Source organism: Collimonas sp. GW821-FHT07E08, assembly GCF_059418905.1.
Genome location: NZ_JBWKQR010000001.1, coordinates 365,205 through 386,857, shown reverse-complemented (window position 1 = coordinate 386,857; position 21,653 = coordinate 365,205). Strand labels below are relative to the sequence as shown.

Annotated in this window: 20 protein-coding genes; 8 read left to right on the top strand and 12 right to left on the bottom strand. The window is 63.2% G+C overall.

Annotated elements, in window-relative coordinates; genetic code table 11:
• Positions 1 to 127: 127 nt before the first annotated feature.
• The 11 genes from AC07RZ_RS01815 to dctP form a co-directional block, all read right to left on the bottom strand.
• Positions 128 to 1,054, bottom strand: a complete 927-nt coding sequence (locus AC07RZ_RS01815) for an ACP S-malonyltransferase (RefSeq protein WP_494666673.1) — start codon at positions 1,052 to 1,054, stop codon at positions 128 to 130.
• Between the two features lie 36 nt (positions 1,055 to 1,090).
• Positions 1,091 to 2,233, bottom strand: a complete 1,143-nt coding sequence (locus AC07RZ_RS01810; RefSeq protein ID WP_494666672.1) for an ABC transporter substrate-binding protein — start codon at positions 2,231 to 2,233, stop codon at positions 1,091 to 1,093.
• Between the two features lie 79 nt (positions 2,234 to 2,312).
• Complete coding sequence (gene mdcB / locus AC07RZ_RS01805; RefSeq protein WP_494666671.1) at positions 2,313 to 3,236, bottom strand: triphosphoribosyl-dephospho-CoA synthase MdcB; 924 nt, start codon at positions 3,234 to 3,236, stop codon at positions 2,313 to 2,315.
• Positions 3,233 to 3,898: a malonate decarboxylase holo-[acyl-carrier-protein] synthase gene (gene mdcG / locus AC07RZ_RS01800; protein ID WP_494666670.1), complete on the bottom strand. Its 666-nt coding sequence runs from the start codon at positions 3,896 to 3,898 to the stop codon at positions 3,233 to 3,235. Before mdcG ends, mdcB begins: the two co-directional genes overlap by 4 nt.
• A complete protein-coding gene (gene mdcE, locus AC07RZ_RS01795) occupies positions 3,882 to 4,592 on the bottom strand; it encodes a biotin-independent malonate decarboxylase subunit gamma (protein ID WP_144736122.1) in 711 nt (236 codons plus the stop codon). The genes mdcG and mdcE overlap by 17 nt, the downstream gene beginning before the upstream one ends.
• A gap of 8 nt (positions 4,593 to 4,600) precedes the next feature.
• Positions 4,601 to 5,500: a biotin-independent malonate decarboxylase subunit beta gene (locus tag AC07RZ_RS01790; protein ID WP_494666669.1), complete on the bottom strand. Its 900-nt coding sequence runs from the start codon at positions 5,498 to 5,500 to the stop codon at positions 4,601 to 4,603.
• Positions 5,497 to 5,811: a malonate decarboxylase acyl carrier protein gene (mdcC, locus tag AC07RZ_RS01785; RefSeq protein ID WP_144736120.1), complete on the bottom strand. Its 315-nt coding sequence runs from the start codon at positions 5,809 to 5,811 to the stop codon at positions 5,497 to 5,499. The genes AC07RZ_RS01790 and mdcC overlap by 4 nt, the downstream gene beginning before the upstream one ends.
• 28 nt (positions 5,812 to 5,839) lie before the next feature.
• On the bottom strand, positions 5,840 to 7,504 hold the full coding sequence (gene mdcA, locus AC07RZ_RS01780; RefSeq protein ID WP_144736119.1) for a malonate decarboxylase subunit alpha: 1,665 nt from the start codon (positions 7,502 to 7,504) through the stop codon (positions 5,840 to 5,842).
• Positions 7,501 to 8,850, bottom strand: a complete 1,350-nt coding sequence (locus tag AC07RZ_RS01775) for a TRAP transporter large permease (RefSeq protein WP_494666668.1) — start codon at positions 8,848 to 8,850, stop codon at positions 7,501 to 7,503. Before AC07RZ_RS01775 ends, mdcA begins: the two co-directional genes overlap by 4 nt.
• Positions 8,847 to 9,431 carry a TRAP transporter small permease gene (locus tag AC07RZ_RS01770; protein ID WP_494666667.1) on the bottom strand — a complete coding sequence of 195 codons (585 nt, stop codon included), beginning with the start codon at positions 9,429 to 9,431 and terminating at the stop codon, positions 8,847 to 8,849. The genes AC07RZ_RS01775 and AC07RZ_RS01770 overlap by 4 nt, the downstream gene beginning before the upstream one ends.
• Positions 9,428 to 10,447 (bottom strand): TRAP transporter substrate-binding protein DctP, encoded by a 1,020-nt coding sequence (dctP, locus tag AC07RZ_RS01765; RefSeq protein WP_144736116.1) that lies wholly within the window; start codon positions 10,445 to 10,447, stop codon positions 9,428 to 9,430. The genes AC07RZ_RS01770 and dctP overlap by 4 nt, the downstream gene beginning before the upstream one ends.
• Positions 10,448 to 10,802: 355 nt before the next feature.
• On the opposite strand from dctP, the gene AC07RZ_RS01760 reads away from it, so the two are divergent.
• The 8 genes from AC07RZ_RS01760 (at position 10,803) to AC07RZ_RS01725 (ending at position 20,594) form a co-directional block, all read left to right on the top strand.
• Positions 10,803 to 11,486, top strand: coding sequence for a GntR family transcriptional regulator (locus tag AC07RZ_RS01760; RefSeq protein WP_092392046.1), 684 nt, complete (start codon positions 10,803 to 10,805; stop codon positions 11,484 to 11,486).
• 199 nt (positions 11,487 to 11,685) lie between these two features.
• Positions 11,686 to 12,465: a sterol desaturase family protein gene (locus tag AC07RZ_RS01755; protein WP_494666666.1), complete on the top strand. Its 780-nt coding sequence runs from the start codon at positions 11,686 to 11,688 to the stop codon at positions 12,463 to 12,465.
• Positions 12,455 to 13,330, top strand: a complete 876-nt coding sequence (locus AC07RZ_RS01750; protein ID WP_494666665.1) for a fatty acid desaturase — start codon at positions 12,455 to 12,457, stop codon at positions 13,328 to 13,330. The genes AC07RZ_RS01755 and AC07RZ_RS01750 overlap by 11 nt, the downstream gene beginning before the upstream one ends.
• Positions 13,320 to 15,206 carry an iron-containing redox enzyme family protein gene (locus AC07RZ_RS01745; protein ID WP_494666664.1) on the top strand — a complete coding sequence of 629 codons (1,887 nt, stop codon included), beginning with the start codon at positions 13,320 to 13,322 and terminating at the stop codon, positions 15,204 to 15,206. The genes AC07RZ_RS01750 and AC07RZ_RS01745 overlap by 11 nt, the downstream gene beginning before the upstream one ends.
• Before the next feature lie 16 nt (positions 15,207 to 15,222).
• Entirely contained in the window at positions 15,223 to 16,116 is an 894-nt protein-coding gene (locus AC07RZ_RS01740; protein ID WP_144736112.1) for a DUF6999 family protein, read from the top strand.
• Positions 16,117 to 16,227: 111 nt separating this feature from the next.
• Positions 16,228 to 16,614: a DUF2946 domain-containing protein gene (locus AC07RZ_RS01735; protein ID WP_494666663.1), complete on the top strand. Its 387-nt coding sequence runs from the start codon at positions 16,228 to 16,230 to the stop codon at positions 16,612 to 16,614.
• A 78-nt stretch (positions 16,615 to 16,692) separates the two neighbouring features.
• The gene (locus AC07RZ_RS01730) at positions 16,693 to 19,095 is read left to right on the top strand and encodes a TonB-dependent receptor (RefSeq protein ID WP_494666662.1); all 2,403 of its coding nucleotides are present in this window, start codon (positions 16,693 to 16,695) and stop codon (positions 19,093 to 19,095) included.
• 41 nt (positions 19,096 to 19,136) lie between these two features.
• On the top strand, positions 19,137 to 20,594 hold the full coding sequence (locus AC07RZ_RS01725) for a PepSY-associated TM helix domain-containing protein (RefSeq protein WP_494666661.1): 1,458 nt from the start codon (positions 19,137 to 19,139) through the stop codon (positions 20,592 to 20,594).
• Here AC07RZ_RS01725 and selD read toward each other — a convergent pair whose 3' ends face one another.
• On the bottom strand, positions 20,595 to 21,650 hold the full coding sequence (selD, locus tag AC07RZ_RS01720) for a selenide, water dikinase SelD (RefSeq protein WP_494666660.1): 1,056 nt from the start codon (positions 21,648 to 21,650) through the stop codon (positions 20,595 to 20,597). It lies immediately after the preceding gene.
• Between the last annotated feature and the right edge of the window lie 3 nt (positions 21,651 to 21,653).

Genomic DNA, 21,653 nt, shown 5'->3' with positions numbered 1-21,653 from the left:
AGCAACCGGTTCATCGGCTATCGCCGCCGCGCCCCTGGTCGAACTGGCCCAGGCCGACTAACTGGCTTACGAGAGAAGCATCTTGCGGCTGATGCCGGAAGCCGAGAAAATCTGACGGCAACCCGCGTCACAACCGCTGCAGCCAGCCGGCTACGCCGCGCAGCGAGCGGAACTCGCTTATCGAGCGGCAGGCAATCTGCGGATGCCTGGCCTGCAGCATGCGCGATAGCGCGGCCCCCGGCCCCAGCTCCAGCGCCGCCGTGATGCCCTGCTCGGCGCAGGCATCCATGCAATCGCTCCAGCGTATGGTCTGCGCCAGCTGCCGCGACAGCACAGTCATCGCCTGTTCTTTTTTTGACACCGCCTGCCCGCTTAAACCCGACAGCACCGGCGCCTGCGGATCTGCGGAAAACTGCGGGCGCAGCAGCTGCAAAAACGGCTCGACCGCGCCGTCCATCAAGGGGGTATGGGAAGCCACCGTCACCGGCAGCTGGCGGATTTTCCCGCCCAGGCGTTCGATCTCGCTTGCCGCAAGAGCCATGTCCCGGGCCAGGCCGCCGACGATGCAGCTGTCAGCATCGGTTTCAATCGCGAGATATAAATTCCTTGGCGCCAGCATGGCGTTCAGCGTGCGCACAGCCATCCCGCTCACCGCGCACAAGACTTGCGGCGCCGCTGCCTGCAGGCATGCATCCATCAGCTGCGCCCGCGATGCCGCCAGCCGGATCGCCTGCGGCGCCGAAATGGCGCCGGCCACGTGGTAGGCCGTGAGTTCGCCTATGCTGTATCCGGCCACCAGCGCCGGCGCCGGCAACGAGGGTTGCAACGCCGACCAGGCCGCGGCCGTCGCCGCCACGATCAGGGGCTGCGCCAGCCGGTTTGAAAACAACAGCGCATCGTCAGCCAGCACCTGCTCCAGCGGCAATCCCGGCGCGGCTTCCGGCAGCCACTGCTGCAGCGCCGCCGCAGTGGCCGGATCGGTGCACGGCAAGTCGAACATGCCGGCATGCTGCCCGCCTTGGCCGGGACACAGGATCGCCAGGCGCAGGCTCATGTCCGGCCCGCACCCGGCTTGACTTGCCGAACTTGCCTAGCGCAGTACGTAGCCATCCTTGCCGATCACCGTCAGTTCAATGAAGCTGAGGCCGTCGCGGCTGCCCGGGCCGTATTTAAGCGACATGCCGCCGAGGTCGTAACCGCCCATGCTTTCCAGGCTGCTCACCAGGCTTTCGCGGGTCGGCTTGTTGCCGGCGCGGCGCAGTCCTTCCACCAATACCTTGGCGGAAATGAATCCTTCCAGCGTCGGATAGGAATCGGACAATTCGCTGCGGGTCTTGAGCGCGGTCATGAATTCCTTGGAAATCTGCGTGCTTGAACTTCTCGGATTCGGGAACACCTGGGTCATGCCGAGGCCGCGCGCATCCTTGCCCAAACCTTGCAGGAACACTTGCGAACTGACATTCGACAACGCAATCAACTGCTGCTGGCCGCCGGCCTGGCGATATTCCTTGATGAAAGCGGCGCATGGCTTGGCGGTGCAAATCAGCAGCACGGCTTGCGGCTTGGCGTCGAAAATCTTTTTCACCGCGCCTTGCACCTCGACCGTATTGCGTTCGTAATTGGCGACCACCGGTTCCGGCAGCTTGTATTTCTTGATCGCCTGCTTCAAGCCTTCCAAGACGTCGTTGCCGAACGAATCGTTGGACACCAGCACCGCGTAACGCTGCAAGCCCATGCCCGACAATTGTTCGATGGCCGTCCCTACTTCATCGCGATATTTAGAACGTACATTGAACAGGTAGCGCTGCATAGGCTCATGCAAGGAGGTAGCGCCGCTGACCGGCGCGATCAAGGGCACCTTGGCGTCGTTGATGGCGCCCAGGATCGATTCGGTAGTGGGCGTGCCGCGATACAGGAACAGGGCAAAGGCATTCTTTTCATTGAGCAGCTTGCGGGTGTTTTCAACCGTGCGCTTCGGCTCGAAACCATCGTCCAGCGATTCCAGCACGATCTTGCGGCCGAACACGCCGCCCTGCTTGTTGACGATATCGAAATACAGCTGCGCGCCCGCGGTCGCCTGCTTGACTTCTTCGGCGGCGGTGCCGGTAAAGCCGGCCGACTGGCCGATGACGATGGTATTCGAGGTGATGCCCGGTTCTGCGTTAGCGTTAGCGCTACCAATACCAAACAAGCCAAACAGGCCGATGCTGACAGCCAAAGACAACTTCTTCATTTGTACTCCAGAAATAATGACGGATTAATTGATGTGCGTATAAAGGCAATGGCAGCAGGGCCGATCGGCTATCTTGCAATCACCGCAAGTAGCTTAGTCCATGCAGAAAATAAGTCGCGGCCAATAAATCGGCTGCGCCACCGGGCGACAGCTTATCCTGAATAAATACCTTATGGCAACTAATTGCGCGTTCGCGCCAGTCATCAGTTGCACAGCCGCCTGCATCCAGGAACTGGCGGGCGCTGCTTTTGACCTTGGCGGCGCCGTCCAGCCCGCCCCGGTGGTAGAGGTTGGTGTCGCTGATGCCCGCCATCAGCGTGAACAAGGTGTCAACGGCAGCGGCGTCGTAGCCGCGTGCGGCGCCCAGCGTTTGCAGGAAGCGCGGCAAGGCGATCTCGAACAGCGACGGGAATCCCAGCGCAGCTTCTTCGCTGGCGCCGCTTACCGCGTATTGCTGGGCCACCTGGCGGCCGTGCGAAACGCCGGCCCGCTCGTGCATGTGGCGGCCCAAGGCGTCGCCCCACTGTATCAGCAGCGTGGCGCGGACCGCAGCCGCCGACAACGGCATGCGGCGGCCATGGCAATAGCCGGCGGCGGCGCACAGCAGGCCGAGGCAAAAGATCGCGCCGCGGTGGGTATTGACGCCGCCGGTGGCGCGCAACATGGCTTGTTCGGCCTCCAGGCCCAATTGCTTGAGCACCGCGAACTCCTTGCCCGCCATGCCGGCTTGGGTGATGCGGATGAAATAATGGCGCAGCGCGAACAGGCTGCGCATGAAGGTAGACGCATCCATGTCGTCGTGGCTGCCGCTGTCCAGCAGCGACACCAGGCCCGGCTTGGGATACAGCTGCAATTCGCGGTACAGGCTGCGCAAGGCCAGCCGCCCGGCCGCCAGGCAAAACATCCGTTGCTGGCGTGGGCCCTGCTCGTGCGCGCTACCCTGGCGGCGCAGCTGGGGCGATGCCGGCAGGCGCGGCTCGGCGGTGCGGCCGCTCAGCATCATGCATTTTCCAGCGTCGATACCAGGTCAGCCATCGGCGCCAGCCTGACCGCGCTGCGCGTCTTGACCAGCACCTGCTGCCCGTTGCCGGCCTGCAGCGCCTGCCAGCATTCCTTCCAGGCCACCGCCTGGCTGTCCGCAAAGACCACTTCGCCGTCCAGCGGCAAGCGCGCCGCGTACTGCGCCAGCAAGGCGATGCCGCGCCTGAATTCTTGCCTGCTGCCCGGCGTAAACAGCAAGTCGATATCGGAAGTCCGGGTCAGGTAACTCTGCTGGGTCAGTATCTGCCAGGCCCACGAACCATAGATGCGCAGCGCGATGCCGCTGTGCAGGCAATCGCCGGCAAAAGCATGCAGCGCCCGGCTCCAGGCTGGCGGCGCATGCGGCAAGGCGGCCCGCAATGCCAGCGGATCGGTGATCCGCCCGACATCGCCAAACTGCGCCTGGAACGGGACCCTGCCCTTGTCGCCATTGGCGTCGGGAGGCAGCGCCAGGCCCAGGCACAATTGATCTTCCGGGGTATCCGGCTGGCGGCGGCACAGGACGGCCGGCCAGTCGCGCGACTGCCAGCGCGCCAGCACGGCCCGATAATCCGCCGGCGCCGCCTGCGCAGCGCGCTGCCAGCCGTCGGCGCTCAGCCAGACCAGGCTATGGCGGGCCGGCATGATCGATCACTGCCTGCGCTACGGTCCAGGCCAGGCTGCGGCCGCCGCGCTGCAGGCCGGCTGCGCTGCGCCGGTCTTGCGGGCTGGCCTGGCGCAACGCTTGCACCAGCTGCTGCGCCAGGTCGGCCTGCCAGATGGCTTCGACGCCGCCCATCTGCAGGTAATTGACGGCCCCTGGCGCAAATACCGGATTGCTCTTGGCCAGCTCCGTCAGCCTCGCCTCCGGCACCTTGGTAATGCGCGCCATCGCCGCCAGCCCCATGACGCGGATGGTTGCTTCCGGCAAGGCATAGCAGCCGTCAGCCATCAGGCCGCTGGTGATGAAGCCGCCGGACAAGGCCTGGTCATATACCAGGCCGACTATCTTGTGCTGCCGGCGCCGCGCCAGGTCGATGCACTTGGCCAGGTGCGCCATGTAGCTGTTGATGCCGAGCATTTCATCGCGATGCCGCAGGCGCTGGCCTTGGGTATCGATCAGGATGACGATGGAACGCTGCGGATGCTGGCGCACCGTGGCCAGGATCGCCTGCGCCTGCAGCAGCGCGATTTCGACGCCGATCGCCGCGTGGCCGGTGGTGCCGATCACCGTCACGGTGCCGCCGTCAAGCTGCGCCGTGCCAGTCAGGAAATCATCTTGTTCGACCACCGTATGGCCGTCCGGGAACAAGGTCGCTGCCAGGGTTTTCCAGTCCATGCCCATCCTTAGGCTCCCAGCCGCAGCTTGGCGGTGGCGGCGACAAATGCCTCGGCTTCCAGCACCGGCAGCCCGGCAGCGTCGGCGACGCCGATCCGGGTCCAGATATCGAGCGGGTCGAGCGCCTGGCCGAAACTGCCGATACGGTCTTGCAGCAGCCGCTGCTCTGCCTCCAGCGCCGCCAGCGTCAAGCCGATGCCGGCGGCGTCGGCATGGCATTCCTGCGCCAGGCCGAAGGCAGCCTGGCGGAACGCGGCGCCGTCGTCGGCCACCAGCACCTGGCAATCGCCCAGCAGGTAGCGATGCTTGCCGCCGGTGGTGCGCCATACCAGCGCCCGGTCGCGCGAATCGAATTCTTCGACGCCGTTGGCGGTTTCAATCACTTCCGGCCCCGACATCGCCAGCCGCCCTTCTTCCGACATCACGATCGCATTGGCGCAGCGGGCGACGATGCCCATGCCGCCGAAACAGCCGTTGGAACCGCCGACCAGCACGATCACGGGAATGCCGGCGGCGCGCACCTCAAGCAAGGCGCGCATCACTTCCGATACCGCAATCAGGCCGGCATTGGCTTCATGCAGACGTACGCCGCCGCTTTCCAGCAGCAGCACCACTGCAAACGGCCGCTCGCGCACCGCGCGCAGCAGCAGGCCGGTGAGCTTGGCGCCATGCACCTCACCCACCGCGCCGCCCATGAAACCGCCCTCTTGCGCCGCCACGAATACGGATTCGCCGAACAGCCGTCCCTGGCCGATCGCCACGCCGTCGTCAAACGATACCGGCGCATCCAGCTGCGCCAGGTGCGGGCTGACGATCTTCAGCGCCGGCGGCAGGAATTCGTAAAAACTGCCGGCATCCAGCACCGCGGCCAGGCGTTCGCGGGCGTTCGCCTCCAGGTAGCTGTTCATGGCGCGCTCCCGGTCATGGCTTGCAACGCCTGGTCCAGGCGCAGGCTGACTACCGCCGGCGTGGCGCCCATGTCGTTGATGGCGATATGGGCGTCGGCCAGCTGCCAGCGCTGCTGGAAATCGCCCAGCACCGCTTCCCAGATGGCGCCGAAACCGCGCGCGGCAGTCTTGATTTCAATCGTGCAGGCGCCGTTCAGCGCCGCCGGTTCGACCAGCACTTCCAGGTTGCCCGAACTGACCACGCCGGACAGCTGGGCCAGCGGCGGCAAACGGCGCTGGCCATGTTCAAAACGAAAATTCAAGGTTTCCATCAACCGCTCCTTGCCCTTCTGCTCGCTGCTACCAGTTTCTGAAGCGTTTCGGCGGATCGTACAAACCGCCCGAGGCCCGCACCAGGTCTTTCATGCTTTTCGCCGCCAGCAGGTCGCGCGTAGCCAGCCGCTTGTCGATGCCGAGATCCTCGGGCCGCTGGATGATGCCGCGGTCGCGCAGGTTCTCCACCATGCGCTTGTCGCGCCCCAGTCCGACCGGCGTGTAGCCGGCGACGCCGCGCACCGCCTGCTCTCGTTCCTCGTCGGTACGGCACAGCAGCAGGTTGGCCAGCCCTTCTTCAGTCAGGATATGGCTGACGTCTTCGCCGTAGATCATCACCGGCGGAATCGCCATGTCGGCCTGTTCCGCCAGTTCCCAGGCGTCCAGCCGTTCGACGAAGGCCGGCTGCATGTGCTCGCGGAAAGTTTCGACGATCTGCACTACCAGCTTTTGTCCGCGCGGGATCAGGTTCTTGCCGTCGCGCGCCTGGCGCCCGGCTTTCAGCCAGGCCGGGCTGGCGTGGCGCCGTCCGCGCGCATCGGCGCCCATGTTGGGCGCGCCGCCGAAACCGGCGATGCGGCCGGCAGTCGCGGTCGATGAGTTGCCCTGCAAATCGATCTGCAGGGTGGAGCCGATGAACATGTCGCAGGCATAGTGGCCGGCCACCTGGCTGAAGGCGCGGTTGCTGCGCATGGAGCCGTCGCCGCCGACGAAAAACACATCCGGGCGCGCCCGGATGTAGTCCTCCATGCCGAGTTCGGAACCGAAGGAATGGATCGATTCGACAAAACCTGCTTCAATCGCCGGGATCAGCGCCGGATGCGGATTGAGCGCCCAGTGCTGGCAGATCTTGCCTTTCAGGCCCAGCGAAGCGGCATAGGTCGGCAGGATCAGTTCGATGGCCGCGGTGTCGAAACCGATGCCGTGGTTCAGGCGCTGCACTTCATATTCTGCGTAGATGCCCTTGACCGCCATCATCGCCATCAAGACCTGGATTTCGGAAATCTGCGCCGGGTCGCGGGTAAACAGCGGTTCGATATAGTGCGGCGTCGGCGCCTGCACCACAAAACCTACCCAGTCGGCCGGGATGTCGACGCGCGGCAGCGTATCCACTATCTCGTTGACCTGGGCGATCACGATGCCGCCGCTGAAAGCGGTGGCTTCGACAATCGCCGGCGTGTCTTCGGTATTCGGCCCGGTGTAGAGGTTGCCGTGGCGGTCCGCCGCCTGCGCCGCCACCAGCGCCACCCGCGGCGTGAGGTCGACGAAGTAGCGGCCGAACAATTCCAGGTAAGTATGGATAGCGCCGATATTCAGCTTGCCGGCCGCCACCAGCCGCGCCAGGCGCACCGACTGCGGCCCGGAAAACGAAAAATCCAGGCGCTCGGCGACGCCGCTTTCAAATACGTCCAGGTGCTCGGGCAAGGCCAGCACCGACAGCAGCATGTGCAAGCCGCTGACACGGGCAGGATCGAGCCGGGCCAGCGCCTTGGCCAGGAAATCGGCCTGCTTCTGGTTGTTGCCTTCCAGGCAAACGCGGTCGCCGGACTCCAGCACGCTGTACAGCAGGTCGGCAATCCGCCCCGCGTCCACCACCTTGCCTTTGCAGGCGCCGCCAAGGAGATTGGCGGCGCGCTGCAGGCGCTGTTCGCGGTTGCTGTTGCGCAGATCCCAGCGCCGGTTTTCCATCATCGGGCTCCCATCAGCAAATCAGGCAAGCCGGTGACGATGCCTGGAAACAGGCACAGCAGGATGATCGCCAGGAACATCAGCAGCAGGAACGGCAGCGTGCCCTTGATCACATCCGACAAGGGAATGTCGGGCGCGATATTCTTGATGACAAACAGGTTCAAGCCCACCGGCGGATGGATCAGCCCCATTTCCATCACTACCGTCATCACCACGCCGAACCAGATCAGGTCGAAGCCCGCTTCGCGCAGCGGCGGCAGGATGATGGGCGCGGTCATCAGGATGATGGATACCGGCGGCAGGAAGAAGCCAAGCACGATCACCATCAGCAGGATCACCGCCAGCAGCAGCCATTTCGACAGGTGCAGCGCGACTACCCATTGCGCCGCCGACTGGCTGATGTGGAGGTAGCTCATGACGTATGAATACAGCAAGGACATGCCGATGATCAGCAGCAGCATGCAAGATTCCTTGATGGTCGAATTCAGGAACGGCATCAGGTCGCGCGGGCGCCACATGCGGTACACCACCGCGATCAGCACGATCGCCAGCAAGGCGCCCAGGCCGGCGGTTTCGGACGGCGTGGCGAACCCGCCGTACAAGGCAATCATGACGCCGATCAGCAAGATCAGGAACGGCAGCACGCGCGGCAGCATCTCGACTTTCTGGGCGAAAGTGAAATGCTCGTCGTCCAGGTAGGCCGACTTGGCGCCGCCTTCGCTATAGACCTGGTGCGCAAGGCGATACTCCTTGCGCGCCCGGTACACGGCATAACCGGCAAACAGGATCACCAGCAATACGCCGGGACCGACGCCGGCCAGGAACAGCCGGCCCAGCGATTGTTCCGACGCCACTGCGTACAGGATCATGGTGATCGAAGGCGGCAGCAGGATGCCGAGCGTGCCGCCGGCGGCGATGATGCCGGCCGCGAAGCCGGGCGAATACCCACGGCGGCGCATTTCCGGGATGCCGGCGGAACCGATCGCCGAGCAGGTCGCAGGCGAAGAACCGGCCATCGCCGCGAACAAGGCGCAGGCAAACACGTTGGCGATGCCGAGGCCGCCCGGCACCTTGCTCAGCCAGGCATGGATCGCCGAATACAGGTCGCGCCCGGCGGGCGATTTCCCGATCGCCGCCCCTTTCAGGATGAACAGCGGGATCGACAGCAAGGTGACCGAGGCGATTTCCTCGTAGACGTTTTGCGTGACCGTATCGAGCGACGACGCGGGCATGAAGAAATACATGAAACTGGTCGCGACCACGCCGAGCGCAAACGCTATCGGCATGCCGGAACACATCACGACAATCGTGACGAAGCCATACAAGGCACCTAAGGCAAGCGGGCTCATTGCTCTCCCGGGACAGGGTTAACGGATGTGGGACGGTCGGTCAGGCGCGCCAGCACTTGCACCAGCAGCTGCAAGGTGAGCGCCGTCATGCCAAGCGCCATCAGCGAATAGGGAATCCACAATGGCGGCGCAAAAGTGGATGAGGTGGTCTGGCCTTCCGACCAGGCTTCATGGAACAGCGCCCACGATTTCCAGGAGAAGAAAGCGCAGAACAGGAAAGAGACCAGGTCGACCAGCAGCAGGCGCACCGCATTCACGCCGGCCGGCAATATCGAGGACAAGGCTTCGATGCCGATATGGCCGCGGTACGACTGGGCATAACCCGCGCACAGGAAGATCACGCCGACCAGCATGAACACCGTGGCGTCGTCCTGCCAGTCGGTGGGGACATGGAAGAAATAGCGCGCCACCACCGAATACGTCATGATCAGCGAGGTCAGCATCAGCGCTGCCATGGAAAGATACAGGGCGAGTTTATTGAAGCGTTCCAGGATGCCGGACAAGGCCGCCACTACCGGGTTGTCCGGCGCGGCAGGCAAGGCGGGTCCGGCATTCGGCTTCGTATCGAAGCCGTGGCTCATAGGAGTTTCTCAGCCAGTTTCAGCAGCTTGGCGCAATTGTCGTTCCTGGCGGCGTAGTCCTTCCACGCCGTGTTGCGCGCAATGTCCTGCCACTTCTTGACCGTGGCCGCATTCAAGTCGACCACCTTGGCGCCAGCCCGCTGGTATACCGCGGCGACGCCTGAATCGTCGAGCCGCGCCGCGCTGGTGGCGAACTTTTCCATCTCGGCGCCGACCGCCATCACCGCTGCCTGCTGTTCCTTGGTCAGGCGGTCGAAGGTCGCCTTGGAAATCATCAACGGCTCCAGCATGTACCAATAGGCCTTGTCGCGGCCGCTGGTCAGGCTCTTGGAGACTTCTTCCAGGCGGAAGGAAATCAGCGAGGTCGACGACGTCATCGCAGCATCCATGGCGCCGGTCTGCATTGCCGCATAAATTTCATTGGAAGGCAGGGTCACCACGGCGGCACCGGCTTCTTTCAGGATCAGGTCCATCTCGCGCGAACCGCCACGCACCTTCAGTCCCTTGGCGTCGGCAGGATCGACGATCGGCTTGCCGCGCGACGCGACGCCGCCGGCTTGCCAGATCCAGCTGACGATGATGACGCCCTTTTCCAGCAGGATGCGCGACAGTTCCTTGCCGACTTCCGAATTCTTCCAGGCCGCGCCTTGTTCATACGAAGTCACCAGGCCAGGCATCAGGCCGATATTCACTTCCGGCACTTCGCCGCCGGCATAGTTGAGCGGCACCAGGGAAAAATCCAGGGCGCCTTTGCGCAATGCGGAGAACTGGGAATTGGTCTTCATCAGCGACGAACCGGGATAGATTTCGAACTTCAGGCTGCCGTTGGTGCGCTTGCCGACTTCAGCTGCGAACATGCGGGTCAGGCGGTCGCGGAAGTCGCCTTCGCTGATGGTGCCGCCGGGGAACTGGTGGGAAATTTTCAAGGCGCCTGATTGCGCCCAGACTGACGACATTGACCAGAACGGTGTGCTCGCGAGCGCGCCCAGCACCGTCCTCCTGCTGATTAAAGACATATCCCCTCTCCTCTGTTGGAAAAACCATCGATACAGTTTTAGCTACTTTTCATGCGGTTATTGCTGAAGATAGATGCTATGTATTCTTTTTTCGTTTCCTTGTATACACAATATTCCATAAAACATTTTTATGTCAACGAATAAATACGCCTTACAATCAAATCTCGAATACACGGCTCCGTTAGGGAGTAAATTGGGCATTTGGGCGGCCGTAGCTGGATGCGAAGCAAGGCGCCCGACGCGCCGCAGTGCTAGCACTGCAAGCGGCGGGCAACGCAGCAGCGCGCCAGCTACGGCCAGCACAAATGTTCAATTTACTCCCTAACAGAGCCTTTATCCCAGAAACGGCCCAATTATGCTCACGACAAAAAATCGCTCGGAATCGCTGCGCGAAACCATCGAAGAGATGATCGCGGTTGGCGAGTTTCGTCCAGGCCAGCACCTTGATGAAACCGACCTGGCAATCAAGTTCGGCGTGTCCCGCACGCCGGTGCGAGAGGCATTGATCCAGCTGGCCTCGATGGGCATCGTGGTGACGCGGCCGCGGCGCGGCACGGTGGTCGCCGAAATCGGCCCGCGCCAGCTGGTGGAGATGTTTGAAGTGATGGCGGAACTGGAGGCGATGTGCGGACGGCTGGCGGCGCGCCGCATGTCCGGCGACGAACAGGCCAGCCTGCTGGCGGCGCACCAGGCATGCATGGAAGCGCGCGACGCCCAGGATCCCGACACCTATTTCTACATGAACGAAGCGTTCCACGGCGCCATCTACGAAGGCAGCCACAACGCCTTCCTGGCAGCCCAGGCGCAATCGCTGCAGCGCCGGCTGCGGCCTTACCGGCGGCTGCAGCTGCGGGTGCGCGACCGCCTGAAAGTGTCCTACCAGGAGCACGACGGCGTGGTGCAAGCCATCATCGCCGGCGACAGCGAGCTGGCGGCCGACCTGCTGCGCCAGCACGTCACGGTCCAGGGCCAGCGCTTTGTCGACCTGATCGCATCGCTGCAGCAACTGGAAGCCAGGCCCGAGCCGGTCGACATGTAAGACCAGGCCGGTTGCGCCGCTTTTGGACTGATTCCGGCCCTGCCGGGGTAGCGGGCCGACCGTGATATTTATTGTTCCCGCCCCCTCTGCACACCGTTGGCAACATGCTATCATCGCAAAATTTAGGGTTGCGTCACGACAACATGCGTTCGCGACAATCATCAAAAGAACCGGCTCCTAAAGCCAGCTATCCAATCTCATGCGCGACTTCATCCTGACCTGTCAGTGGTACACCATCATGGGCGTCGGCATCGTTTTTTTTGCCTGCCTGTATTTTGTTTTCGGCGGCCTCAACTGGCTGCTCAGCCGCCGCATCCTGCCCGCCTTCGGTTATGGCCGGGTGCTCGATCCGCGGCCGCTGGCGCCGCAGCAGCTGCGGCGCGAACTGGGCGAATCCGCCGTCACCATATTCCTGTTCGGCACCGGCATGGTGTTCCCCTGGGGCTTGCTGCAGCTCGGCTGGGCCCGGCTGGCCGTGCAAGCGCCGGGCTGGCAGATCGCGCTGGAAATCCTGTTCATGGTGGTGTGGAATGAAGTGCATTTTTACCTCAGCCACAGGCTGCTGCATGTTTCGTGGCTGAAGCGTTTCCACCTGCCGCATCACCGTTCCGTCGTCACCACCCCATGGACTTGCTACAGCTTCACGCCGCTGGAAGCCATGATGCTGGGCAATGTACTGCTGCTGCCCATGCTGCTGCACGACTTCAGCATCTATTCGCTGGCCTTCGTGCCGGTGTTCAGCATCGTGTTCAACAACATCGGCCATTCCAACTACGATTACCTGCCTGACGCCGACCGCGACCGCTGGTGGCTCAACGGCGCCCGCCGCCATCATTTGCACCACGCCTGCTACCGCGGCAATTACGGCTTCATGTTCCCGTTCATGGACCGGCTGTTTGCCACCGAACTGGCGCCCGATGCGGCGGAAGCCAGGATTGCCCGCGGCGCGAAACCGGACGAGAAGCAGAATGCTGCGTAACCGCCGCGACTGGCAAAGCCTGGCGTATCTGATTGCCCTGCCGCTGCTGGCGGCCTATCTTTGGCGCCATCCGCAACTGTCGCTGCCGAACGGGCTGCTATACGGCTTGCTGCTGTTCCTGACCCTGGGCACAGGCGTCGTCCATCACAACCATGCACATTTGCGCATCTGGAACGGGCGCCGACTCAATCGCCTCACCGATTTCTGGATCACGCTGCTGCAAGGGCATCCCACTTTCGTATTCTATCCGGCGCACAACGGCAACCATCACCGCTACCGCCACGGCCCGCTGGATGTAGCGCGCACCTATCGTTTCGGCGGCGACACCAACCATCTGCTCGGTTACCTGCTGCACCCGGCGCAGGCGGCGCTTGTCCTGTATCCGCTGATATGGCGCTGGCTGCTGCGCATGCGCCGGCGCCATGCCGGCGTATTCCGCTATTTCCTGCGCCAATACCTCGCGGTGGCCTTGCTGTGGACGCTGCTGGCCTGGCTCGACTGGCACAAATTCCTGCTGCTGGTGCTGCTGCCGCAGCTGCACGGCTTGCACTGGCTGCTGGCCACCAATTACCTGCAGCATGCCCATACGGACAGCCATTCGCCGACCGACTTCGCCCGCAATTTCGAGGGCCCGGTCAATCCGCTGCTGTTCAATATCGGCCTGCATACGGCGCATCATCGCCATCCGCGCGCGCACTGGACGCAATTGCCCGCCCTGCACCAGCGCTACCGCCACCTGGTGCATCCGCGGCTGAATGCAGGGCCGTTACTGCCTTACATGTTCCGTACTTTCATTTTGAGTCTGCTGCGGCCGCACCGTGCCAGCCGCAGCCTTATGCAGCCAGGGAAGAAGAATGCCAACTGAGTTCAATCGCGTGTATCTCGCCGCCGCAGGATTCCACCTGCCGGGCGCGCCCGTCGGCAACGACGACATGGATCGCTATATCGCTCCGATCAACCGCATCTCGGGCCGCATCAAGCAGCGCATCCTGGCCGAAAACGGCATACGGACGCGGCACTACGCCATCGACGCCGATGGCAATACCGAGCAAAGCCACGCCCAGCTGGCGGCCGGCGCCATCCGCGCCTGCCTGCGGCAGACCGACACCACGCTGGACCAGGTTTCCTTGCTGAGCGTAGGATCATCCGGCGGCGACGCCCTGATGCCAGGCTTTGCCAACATGATCCAGGGCGAGCTGGGCGCAGCACCCATGCAAACCCTGTCCAGCCAGGGCGTATGCGCGGCCGGCGTCAGCGCCATAGAATTTGCCGCGCAGGCGATAGAACTCGGCACGCACCAGCGGGCGCTGGCGGTCGCCGCCGAAATGCCGTCGCGCATGTTCAAGCGCAGCCGCTTTGCGCCGCGCGGCTACCAGAGCGATTTCGACGCCCATTTCTTGCGCTGGATGCTGTCCGACGGCGCCGGAGCGATGCTGTTGAGCCGCCAGCCGCAATCGCGCAACGGCCTGCGCATCAAGCTCAAATGGGTGCACCAGAAAAGTTTTTCCGGCGATTATCCGGTCTGCATGCAGCTCGGCCTGACGGAAGACCGCAGCAAATCGTTCCTGGACTTTGCCTCTTCCGGCGAAGCCGAAGCCGCCGGCGCATTGTCGCTGCGCCAGGACATCCGCCTGCTGCCGCACCTGTTCGATGTCTGCATCCATGAGTACGTCAAGCTGGTGGAAGCCGGATGGATCAAGTCTGAAGAGGTCGACCATTTCCTGTGCCACTACTCTTCCGCCAAATTCATGCCGGTGGTTGAAGAGCTGCTGGCCAAAGCAGGACTCACCATCCCGCCTGAACGCTGGTACAGCAACCTGGCTACCCGCGGCAATACCGGCGCGGCGTCGATTTTCATCATGCTGGCGGAATTCCTGCAGGAAAAGACGCTGCGCGCCGGCGAAAAGATTTTCTGCTTCATACCGGAGTCGGGCCGCATCACTGCCGCCTACATGCTGTTTGAGGTGGAAGATGCGAACGCGCCTGAATCGGTGCAGCCTGCCGCGGCGGCGGGCGACAATACCGGCGCCAGCGTCGCTATGCCGGCAATCTCCGCCCCGCATCAGCCCGAGGCCGCGCCGCTGCCGCTGCAGCCTCTGCTGACGCGCCTGGCCAGCCTGTGGCAAGACTACCGTTCGCAAGCCTGGCGCACCCCCGTGATCCATCGCCTGGTCAGCGGCCGTTTCGACGTCGCCGCCTACCGTAACTGGACCGCGCAGTGGACCCCGCAAGTGAAGGAAGGCAGTTTGTGGATGCGCGAAGCCGTGGCCTCGCTCAACGGCGAGTTTGCCGCGCTCGGCCAGTTGATCACCACCCATGCCGGCGAAGAGCAGAACGATTTCCAGATCCTGTACCAGGACTACCAGGCCGCCGGCGGCGAACTGCCTCTGGCAGCGCTCAAGCGCAATCCCGGCGGCGAAGCGCTCAACAGCTACCTGCACGCGTTGGCCTCCACCTCCAACCCGGTCGGGCTGCTGGGCGCCATCTACATTATCGAAGGCACCGGACAACGGATCGTGCCGGCGCTGCTGCCCTTGCTGCGCCAGCAGGTCGCGTTGCCGCCGCAGGCATTCCGTTTCCTGGAATACCATGGCGCCAACGACGAACACCATCTGGCGCGCTGGCTGACCGCGGTGGAGATCACCCTGGCCCTGGATCCCCAGGCGGCCGAGGCTATCTACGCCACCGCCAGGCGCACCGCGCAGCTGTACCTGATGCAGCTGGAACACATACAAGATTAATTACCGGGCCCAAACCATGCAAAGCGACGATTTCCTGCAGCGCGCGCACGATCCGCGCGATCCCAATCCCTGGCTGGCGCTCTACCTGGATGGCAGCACGCCGCTGCCGGATCCGGTCAAGAGCGCCTGGCTGCATGACCTGGCGTCGCCGTCGCGCCAGTACCTGCTGCCGTTCGTACGGCCGCTGGCGCGGCTGATGATCATCCTGATCCAGGTCCTGAAGACGATCCTGCCGAAGCGCTGGTCGGCTTCGAAAACGCTGCACCGGCTGCTGGTGTGGGGTTTGAAAGGATTCGTTTCGCCCGAGGCCAACTGGCTGATACTGCGCCACTTCCACCTTGGCGCGCAGATCATCGAATTCATCGAGCGCAACGCGCCGGTCAGCGTCGCCTTGTCGCCGCTGACGCCGTTGACGATCGACGACCTGGGCGACGAGCTGTTCTTGAAACATGACCTGAACCTGTTCAATTTCGTGATCCGGCTCAACCAGCAGCTGCGCACCGAAGGCAAGACCCTGGCGGCGGCGCAAGAGGTCGACTTCAGCATGATCAGCGAGCCGCCGCTGGCGCTGGCAGCCATGCCGCAGCGCGCTCTCAACTTCATCGACCTGCAGACCGCCATCGAGATTTTTACGCCGGTCTACCAGCTGTTCCTGACCGATAACGATTTCTGGCGCGCCGCCAATTCGCTGCAGCTGGATGAAACCATGGCGGTGTACGCGGCCACCATACTCAACACACCCCAGCACCTGCTGCTGTTGAACAATAAGCATCCGCTGGTGCCGATGTCCACCCTCGGTGCCGGCTACCGCCTGGTGCTGCATGGGCTGTCGAGCGAGATGCTGCATTGCCTGCTGAGCGAGATGAAGCAGGCGCAGCTGGCAGCCGGCAAAGACAAAGCGGCCGCATGAGGAATCGATAAAAAAATGCCGTCCGGCGTGACAGGTTTGCGCCGCGGTCATCATATATAATTGGCCCGTTTCATCCTGTCTGCGCAATGCTTGCGTCCTCGTAAGTCATCCATGTTACGTATCCGCCGTCAAAAACTTGTGGTCTGGGCCTGCCTGTTTGCCATCTGGCTGGGCATCCTCATGCCGACGGTTTCCCAGTCTCTCAAGGCGGCCGGGACGATACAGATAGACAACCGGATCTGCACCGCGGCCGGACTGGTCAGCGCTCCACCACCGGCTGACGATGGCAAGCCGTCTGCGCCCGGCGCCGGCCACTGGACTGCCTGCGGTTATTGCACCCTGCTGGCCGACAGCCCGCCGCCGCCGGCGTCTTTCGATTTGCTGCAAGCGACTGTCGCGCCCTTCGCGCACGCCAGCTTCCTGCCCTACGACTACATCCCGCCACGCCCATTCCGCGGCCAGACTCACCCGCTCGACCCGCCCCTGCTCCTTTCCTGATTTTCACCGGCAGTACCGCCTATCCCCGCTTGCCTGCGCAATCCGGGGACGAATCTTGTTTCACGCCCAGGGGAATTTATGCTCGCTTTGCTCACGCAAACCAAGAGTGCTTCATCGCGCCGCGACTGTTCGCGGCCGCGCTTGCCACGCCAGCCGTCCGCTCACTCGTCCACCCAGTTATCCACCTTGTCGGCAGCATGGCTGCCGCAATCGTTCGCCCTCATGCTTGCCCTGCCCATGCTGTCGCCATGCGCCTGGGCGGCAGAAGAAGATAGCCACGCCGTGCCGGAGGTATTCGTCACCGGCGCCAGGGAAAAGCGGGTGCTCGATCCCAACCTGCCCGCCAGCAGCGAACGGATCACCGCCGCGCAATTGCAGAACCTGAACGTCGTCAATACCGAAGACGCCTTGAAGTACATGCCGAACATGGCGATACGCAAGCGTTTTATCGGCGACGAGAACGCCACTATTTCGGTGCGCGGCAACGGCACTTCGCAAACCGCGCGCGGCCTGGTGTACGCCGACGGCCTGCTGCTCAGCAATTTCCTCGGCAATACCCATAGCTTTCCGCCGCGCTGGTCGATGGTTTTTCCAGAAGACATCGCCCAGGTGGATGTGGTCTACGGTCCCTTTTCAGCGCTGTATCCCGGCAATTCGATGGGTGCGACGGTCGCCATCACGACCAAGATGCCTACCAGGCTGGAAGCAATGTTCAAGGCCCAGGTATTCAGCCAGCAGTTCAGCCTGTTCGGCGTCGACGGCCGTTTCGACGGCAACAAGAGCACCGCCGCGATCGGCAACAAGGTCGGCGACCTGTCCTTCCTGCTCGGCATAGACCATCTCAGCAATGCCGGCCAGCCCTTCGTGTACGCCAGCCAGCCGCGCTCCAGCCAGCCGGCGACCGCAGCCGCGGTGCCGGTCACGGGCGCTTACCAATATACCGATCCGAACGGCGCCCCCGCCGCCATCTTCGGCGTCAATGCCGAAGGCGCCGAACGCGCGGTGCAGGACCAGTTCAAGTTCAAGGCTGCCTACGACATCACGCCGACCCTGCAAGCCGGCTTCACCTTCGGCTACTGGCGCCAGCAGGTGAGCAACAGCACCCAGACCTTCCTGCGCGACGCTAACGGCAAACCGGTGTATTCAGGCCTGGTCAATATCGGCGGCTACCAGTACAACCTGCCGGCCTCGTTCTTTGCGCCGGCAGCCAGCGAAAGCGAAAACCAACTGTACGGCCTGACGCTGAAAACCCGCCACGCCAGCGGCTGGAACTATTCGGCGATCGCTTCGTATTTCGACGTCTCGAAGAGCATCTCGCGCTCCGCCGGCAGCGGCCTCGCCGGCAACCTGGGCGGCGTCGCCACCTACGGCGACGGTTCAGGCTGGAAAACCCTGGACCTGGCGGCCGACTACAAGCCGGCAAGCGTCGCCGCCGGCAGCCATTGGCCGACTTTCGGCTATCACTACGATAATTATTTCCTGGAAAACACGACATACAACCTGGACAACTGGCGCGGCAACAACGGCGGCAGCTTCAACAACGCCTTCGCCGGCAAGACCGCAACCCAGGCCCTGTTTGCGCAGGACGCCTGGCAACTAAGCCAGCTGTGGAAACTGACCTACGGCCTGCGTTATGAGGACTGGCGCGCCTATGACGGCGCACGCGCCGCCAGCGCCGCCGCCCAGCGCTACAGCAAGCGTTACGACAGTCGCAGCCTGTCTTACTGGTCACCGAAGGCGGCGCTGTCTTACCAGGCCACATCCGACCTGACCTTGCGCTTTTCCACCGGCCGCGCCTACCGTTTCCCAACCGTCAGCGAGCTGTTCCAGGGCAGCCTGACCGGCTCGACGCTGGTCAACAACGATCCGAACCTGAAACCTGAAAACGACCTGGCGAAAGAACTGAGCGCCGAGTGGTCGCATTTCAACGGCATGGTGCGGATGTCCCTGTTTGAAGACGATGTGAAAAACACCCTGTTCAGCCAGACCAACACCACGGTATTCCCCAACATCGCCAACATCCAGAACATCGACCGCGTGCGTTCGCGCGGGATCGAACTCAGCTATTCGGGCGAAGACGTGTTCCTGCGCGGACTGGACCTGAGCGCCAGCGTCGGCTACACCAGGTCGATCATCCTGGAAAACAGCAAGAACCCGGCTACCGTCGGCAAGAATTTCTACCGTATCCCGCTGTGGCGCAGCAACCTGGTCGGCAGTTACCGCGTCAACGACCAGGCCACCGTGATGCTGGCGGGACGTTATTCGGGCCGGCAGTACAACACGCTGACCAATACCGACACCAACCCCGGCACCTTCGGCGGCACCAGTTCTTTCCTGGTGTTAGACACCAAGCTGACCTTCAAGCCGACCAGGAACACAGAACTGGGAATCGGCATCGACAACCTGACCGACAAGCGCTACTACGTCTACTACCCCTATCCAGGCCGGACTTTCTACCTGGAAGCCAAGGTCAGCCTTTGACCAGGCGCAACCCGGCCCACGCTTTTTAGCAAGGAACAATCATGCAGACAGTTTTCCAGCAGAAAAATCAGCAACAAGCGCCGGACGAAACCAGTTCGGTCTCGTCGCGCAATTACCGCATCCTGTGGCGTTGGCATTTTTATGCCGGCCTGTTCGTGATGCCCTTCCTGATCGTGCTGGCCATCACCGGCGCCATCTATGTCTTCAAACCGCAGATCGAAAGCGCCCTCTACGGCGACAAGCTGTTCGTGCCCGTCGGCAGCCAGGCTCGGCTGGGCTACGACAAGCTGCTCGGCATCGCCGCCGACGCGCTGCCGCCCGACGCCAAGGCGAGTTCGATCACCGTCAGCCAGGATCCGGGGCGCAGCACCGAAGCGGTATTCCGCCTGGCTGACGGCGACAGCAGCAGCGTCTACGTCAATCCGTATACGGGCCACGTGCTGGGCACGCTCAGCGTCGAACACCGGCTGATGAAACAGGTGCGGCAAATCCATCGCGACCTGCTGCTCGGCAAGTGGGGCGGCTGGCTGATGGAGCTGGCGGCCTGCTGGACCCTGGTCATGGTCGGCACCGGCATCGCCCTCTGGTGGCCGCGCAAGCAGTTTTCGGCATGGGGCACCCTGCTGCCGCGCCTTGGCCTGCGCGGCCGTGCGGCCTGGCGCGAACTGCACCTGGTAGCCGGCATCTGGGTGTCGATAGGCGCGCTGTTCTTCATCATGAGCGGCTTGCCGTGGTCCGGTTTCTGGGGCAAGAATTTCCAGGCAATGGTTACCTGGGCGGATTCTACGCCGGTAAAGACGGCGCCAAAGGCAGCAGCAAAACAAACCCAAGTCCATCATGCGGACATGCCGGCAGACGCGCATGCTTCGATGCCGGACATGCCCGGCATGAAAATGCAGGACCTGCCTCTGGCCAGCGTCCCGTGGGCGGTCGGCGCCACCACTGTGCCGACGTCGCAGGAGATGCCGCGGCAGCGCCTGGCGATCGACCAGGTGGTGGCGATCGCCGCACGCAACGGCATGCAGACCTACCAGCTGGCCTTGCCAAGCAAGAGCTCCGGCGTATTCACCGCATCGTATGCGCCGGGCGCCGGCGAATTCGTCCGCTCCGACCTTGACCAGCAGCGCACCCTGCATATCGACCAGTACAGCGGCAAGATCATGAAGGACATGCGTTTTTCCGAGTACAACCCGGTCTCCAAGCTGGTCTCGCTCGGCGTTGCCTTGCATATGGGAGAGTATTTCGGCCTGGCCAACCAGCTGATCTGCGCCGCCATTTCAATGGCGCTGCTGGGAATGGCGGCGACCGGATTCATCATGTGGTGGAAGCGCCGTCCGCAAAATTCGATCGGCGCGCCGAAGCGCGTGCTGCAGCCGCCGCCGTCGATCAGGCGCTGGAAAGGCTATATGGCGCTGCTCGGCATCATCTTCCCGTTGATGGGGGCGACGATGATTGCCGTCTGGCTGGGAGATACGCTGTTCTTCAAGAACAGGGCCTAGTCAGGATACGACTTCGACGCCGCCGCCCGCGGTCATTTCACCGATGACCGCAGCCTCGGCAAACCCTTCGCGCCGGAACAGTTCCAGCACTTGCTCCACCGCCGCGGGATCGCAGGAAACCAGCAAGCCGCCCGAGGTTTGCGGGTCGGTCAGCAGGCTGCGCTGCACCGGCGTGATGCCGCCGGCCAGCGTCACGTCCTTGGCGTAGCCGTTCCAGTTGCGGCCGGAAGCGCCGGTGACATATCCCTGCTCGGCCAGCTGCTGCACCTGCGGCAGCAAAGGAATCAATCCCATTTCCAGCCGTGCGGACAGCTTGGCGCCGCGCGCCAGTTCCAGCATGTGACCCAGCAAGCCGAAGCCTGTGACGTCGGTCAGGGCGTTAACTCCGGCCAGTTCCGACAGCAGCCGGCCAGGCTTGTTCAGCTTGGTGGTATTGCTGATCAGCGCGGCATAACCGGCAGCGTCCAGCGCGCCCTTTTTCAGCGCTGCCGACAAGATGCCGACGCCGATCGGCTTGCCCAGGATCAGCTTGTCTCCCGCCTTGGCGCCGGCGTTGCGCTTGACCTTGGATGGATGGACCAGGCCCAGCACCACCAGGCCGTAGATCGGCTCGACCGAATCGATGGTGTGGCCGCCGGCGATCGGGATGCCGGCTTCGGCGCAAATCGACTCGCCGCCTTTCAGGATGCGGGCAATGACCTCCAGCGGCAGCTTGTCGATAGGCATGCCGACCAGGGCCAGCGCCATGATCGGCGTGCCGCCCATGGCGTACACGTCCGAAATCGCATTGGTGGCGGCGATGCGGCCGAAGTCGTAAGGATCGTCGACGATCGGCATGAAAAAGTCGGTGGTCGCGATCAGCGCCTGCTCGTCGTTGAGCTTGTAGACAGCGGCGTCGTCGGCGGTTTCAATCCCTACCATCAATTCTTTCGGCACCGGAAATCCGCTCGAGCCTTTGAGGATTTCCGCCAGCACGCCCGGCGCGATCTTGCAGCCGCAGCCGCCGCCATGTGAAAACGAAGTCAGTCGGATATTGGATTGAGCGGGATCGGGCATACG

Excerpts from the sequence above, each read along its gene's own strand:
- mdcG (WP_494666670.1), bottom strand. The coding sequence starts at position 3,898 with ATGCCGGCCCGCCATAGCCTGGTCTGGCTGAGCGCCGACGGCTGGCAG.
- AC07RZ_RS01810 (WP_494666672.1), bottom strand. The coding sequence starts at position 2,233 with ATGAAGAAGTTGTCTTTGGCTGTCAGCATCGGCCTGTTTGGCTTGTTT.
- AC07RZ_RS01790 (WP_494666669.1), bottom strand. The coding sequence starts at position 5,500 with ATGAACAGCTACCTGGAGGCGAACGCCCGCGAACGCCTGGCCGCGGTG.
- mdcE (WP_144736122.1), bottom strand. The coding sequence starts at position 4,592 with ATGGACTGGAAAACCCTGGCAGCGACCTTGTTCCCGGACGGCCATACG.
- AC07RZ_RS01755 (WP_494666666.1), top strand. The coding sequence starts at position 11,686 with ATGCGCGACTTCATCCTGACCTGTCAGTGGTACACCATCATGGGCGTC.
- AC07RZ_RS01730 (WP_494666662.1), top strand. The coding sequence starts at position 16,693 with ATGCTCGCTTTGCTCACGCAAACCAAGAGTGCTTCATCGCGCCGCGAC.
- mdcA (WP_144736119.1), bottom strand. The coding sequence starts at position 7,504 with ATGATGGAAAACCGGCGCTGGGATCTGCGCAACAGCAACCGCGAACAG.
- AC07RZ_RS01775 (WP_494666668.1), bottom strand. The coding sequence starts at position 8,850 with ATGAGCCCGCTTGCCTTAGGTGCCTTGTATGGCTTCGTCACGATTGTC.
- AC07RZ_RS01735 (WP_494666663.1), top strand. The coding sequence starts at position 16,228 with ATGTTACGTATCCGCCGTCAAAAACTTGTGGTCTGGGCCTGCCTGTTT.
- AC07RZ_RS01815 (WP_494666673.1), bottom strand. The coding sequence starts at position 1,054 with ATGAGCCTGCGCCTGGCGATCCTGTGTCCCGGCCAAGGCGGGCAGCAT.
- AC07RZ_RS01750 (WP_494666665.1), top strand. The coding sequence starts at position 12,455 with ATGCTGCGTAACCGCCGCGACTGGCAAAGCCTGGCGTATCTGATTGCC.
- dctP (WP_144736116.1), bottom strand. The coding sequence starts at position 10,447 with ATGTCTTTAATCAGCAGGAGGACGGTGCTGGGCGCGCTCGCGAGCACA.
- AC07RZ_RS01725 (WP_494666661.1), top strand. The coding sequence starts at position 19,137 with ATGCAGACAGTTTTCCAGCAGAAAAATCAGCAACAAGCGCCGGACGAA.
- AC07RZ_RS01770 (WP_494666667.1), bottom strand. The coding sequence starts at position 9,431 with ATGAGCCACGGCTTCGATACGAAGCCGAATGCCGGACCCGCCTTGCCT.
- mdcC (WP_144736120.1), bottom strand. The coding sequence starts at position 5,811 with ATGGAAACCTTGAATTTTCGTTTTGAACATGGCCAGCGCCGTTTGCCG.
- AC07RZ_RS01740 (WP_144736112.1), top strand. The coding sequence starts at position 15,223 with ATGCAAAGCGACGATTTCCTGCAGCGCGCGCACGATCCGCGCGATCCC.
- mdcB (WP_494666671.1), bottom strand. The coding sequence starts at position 3,236 with ATGATGCTGAGCGGCCGCACCGCCGAGCCGCGCCTGCCGGCATCGCCC.
- AC07RZ_RS01745 (WP_494666664.1), top strand. The coding sequence starts at position 13,320 with ATGCCAACTGAGTTCAATCGCGTGTATCTCGCCGCCGCAGGATTCCAC.
- AC07RZ_RS01760 (WP_092392046.1), top strand. The coding sequence starts at position 10,803 with ATGCTCACGACAAAAAATCGCTCGGAATCGCTGCGCGAAACCATCGAA.
- selD (WP_494666660.1), bottom strand. The coding sequence starts at position 21,650 with ATGCCCGATCCCGCTCAATCCAATATCCGACTGACTTCGTTTTCACAT.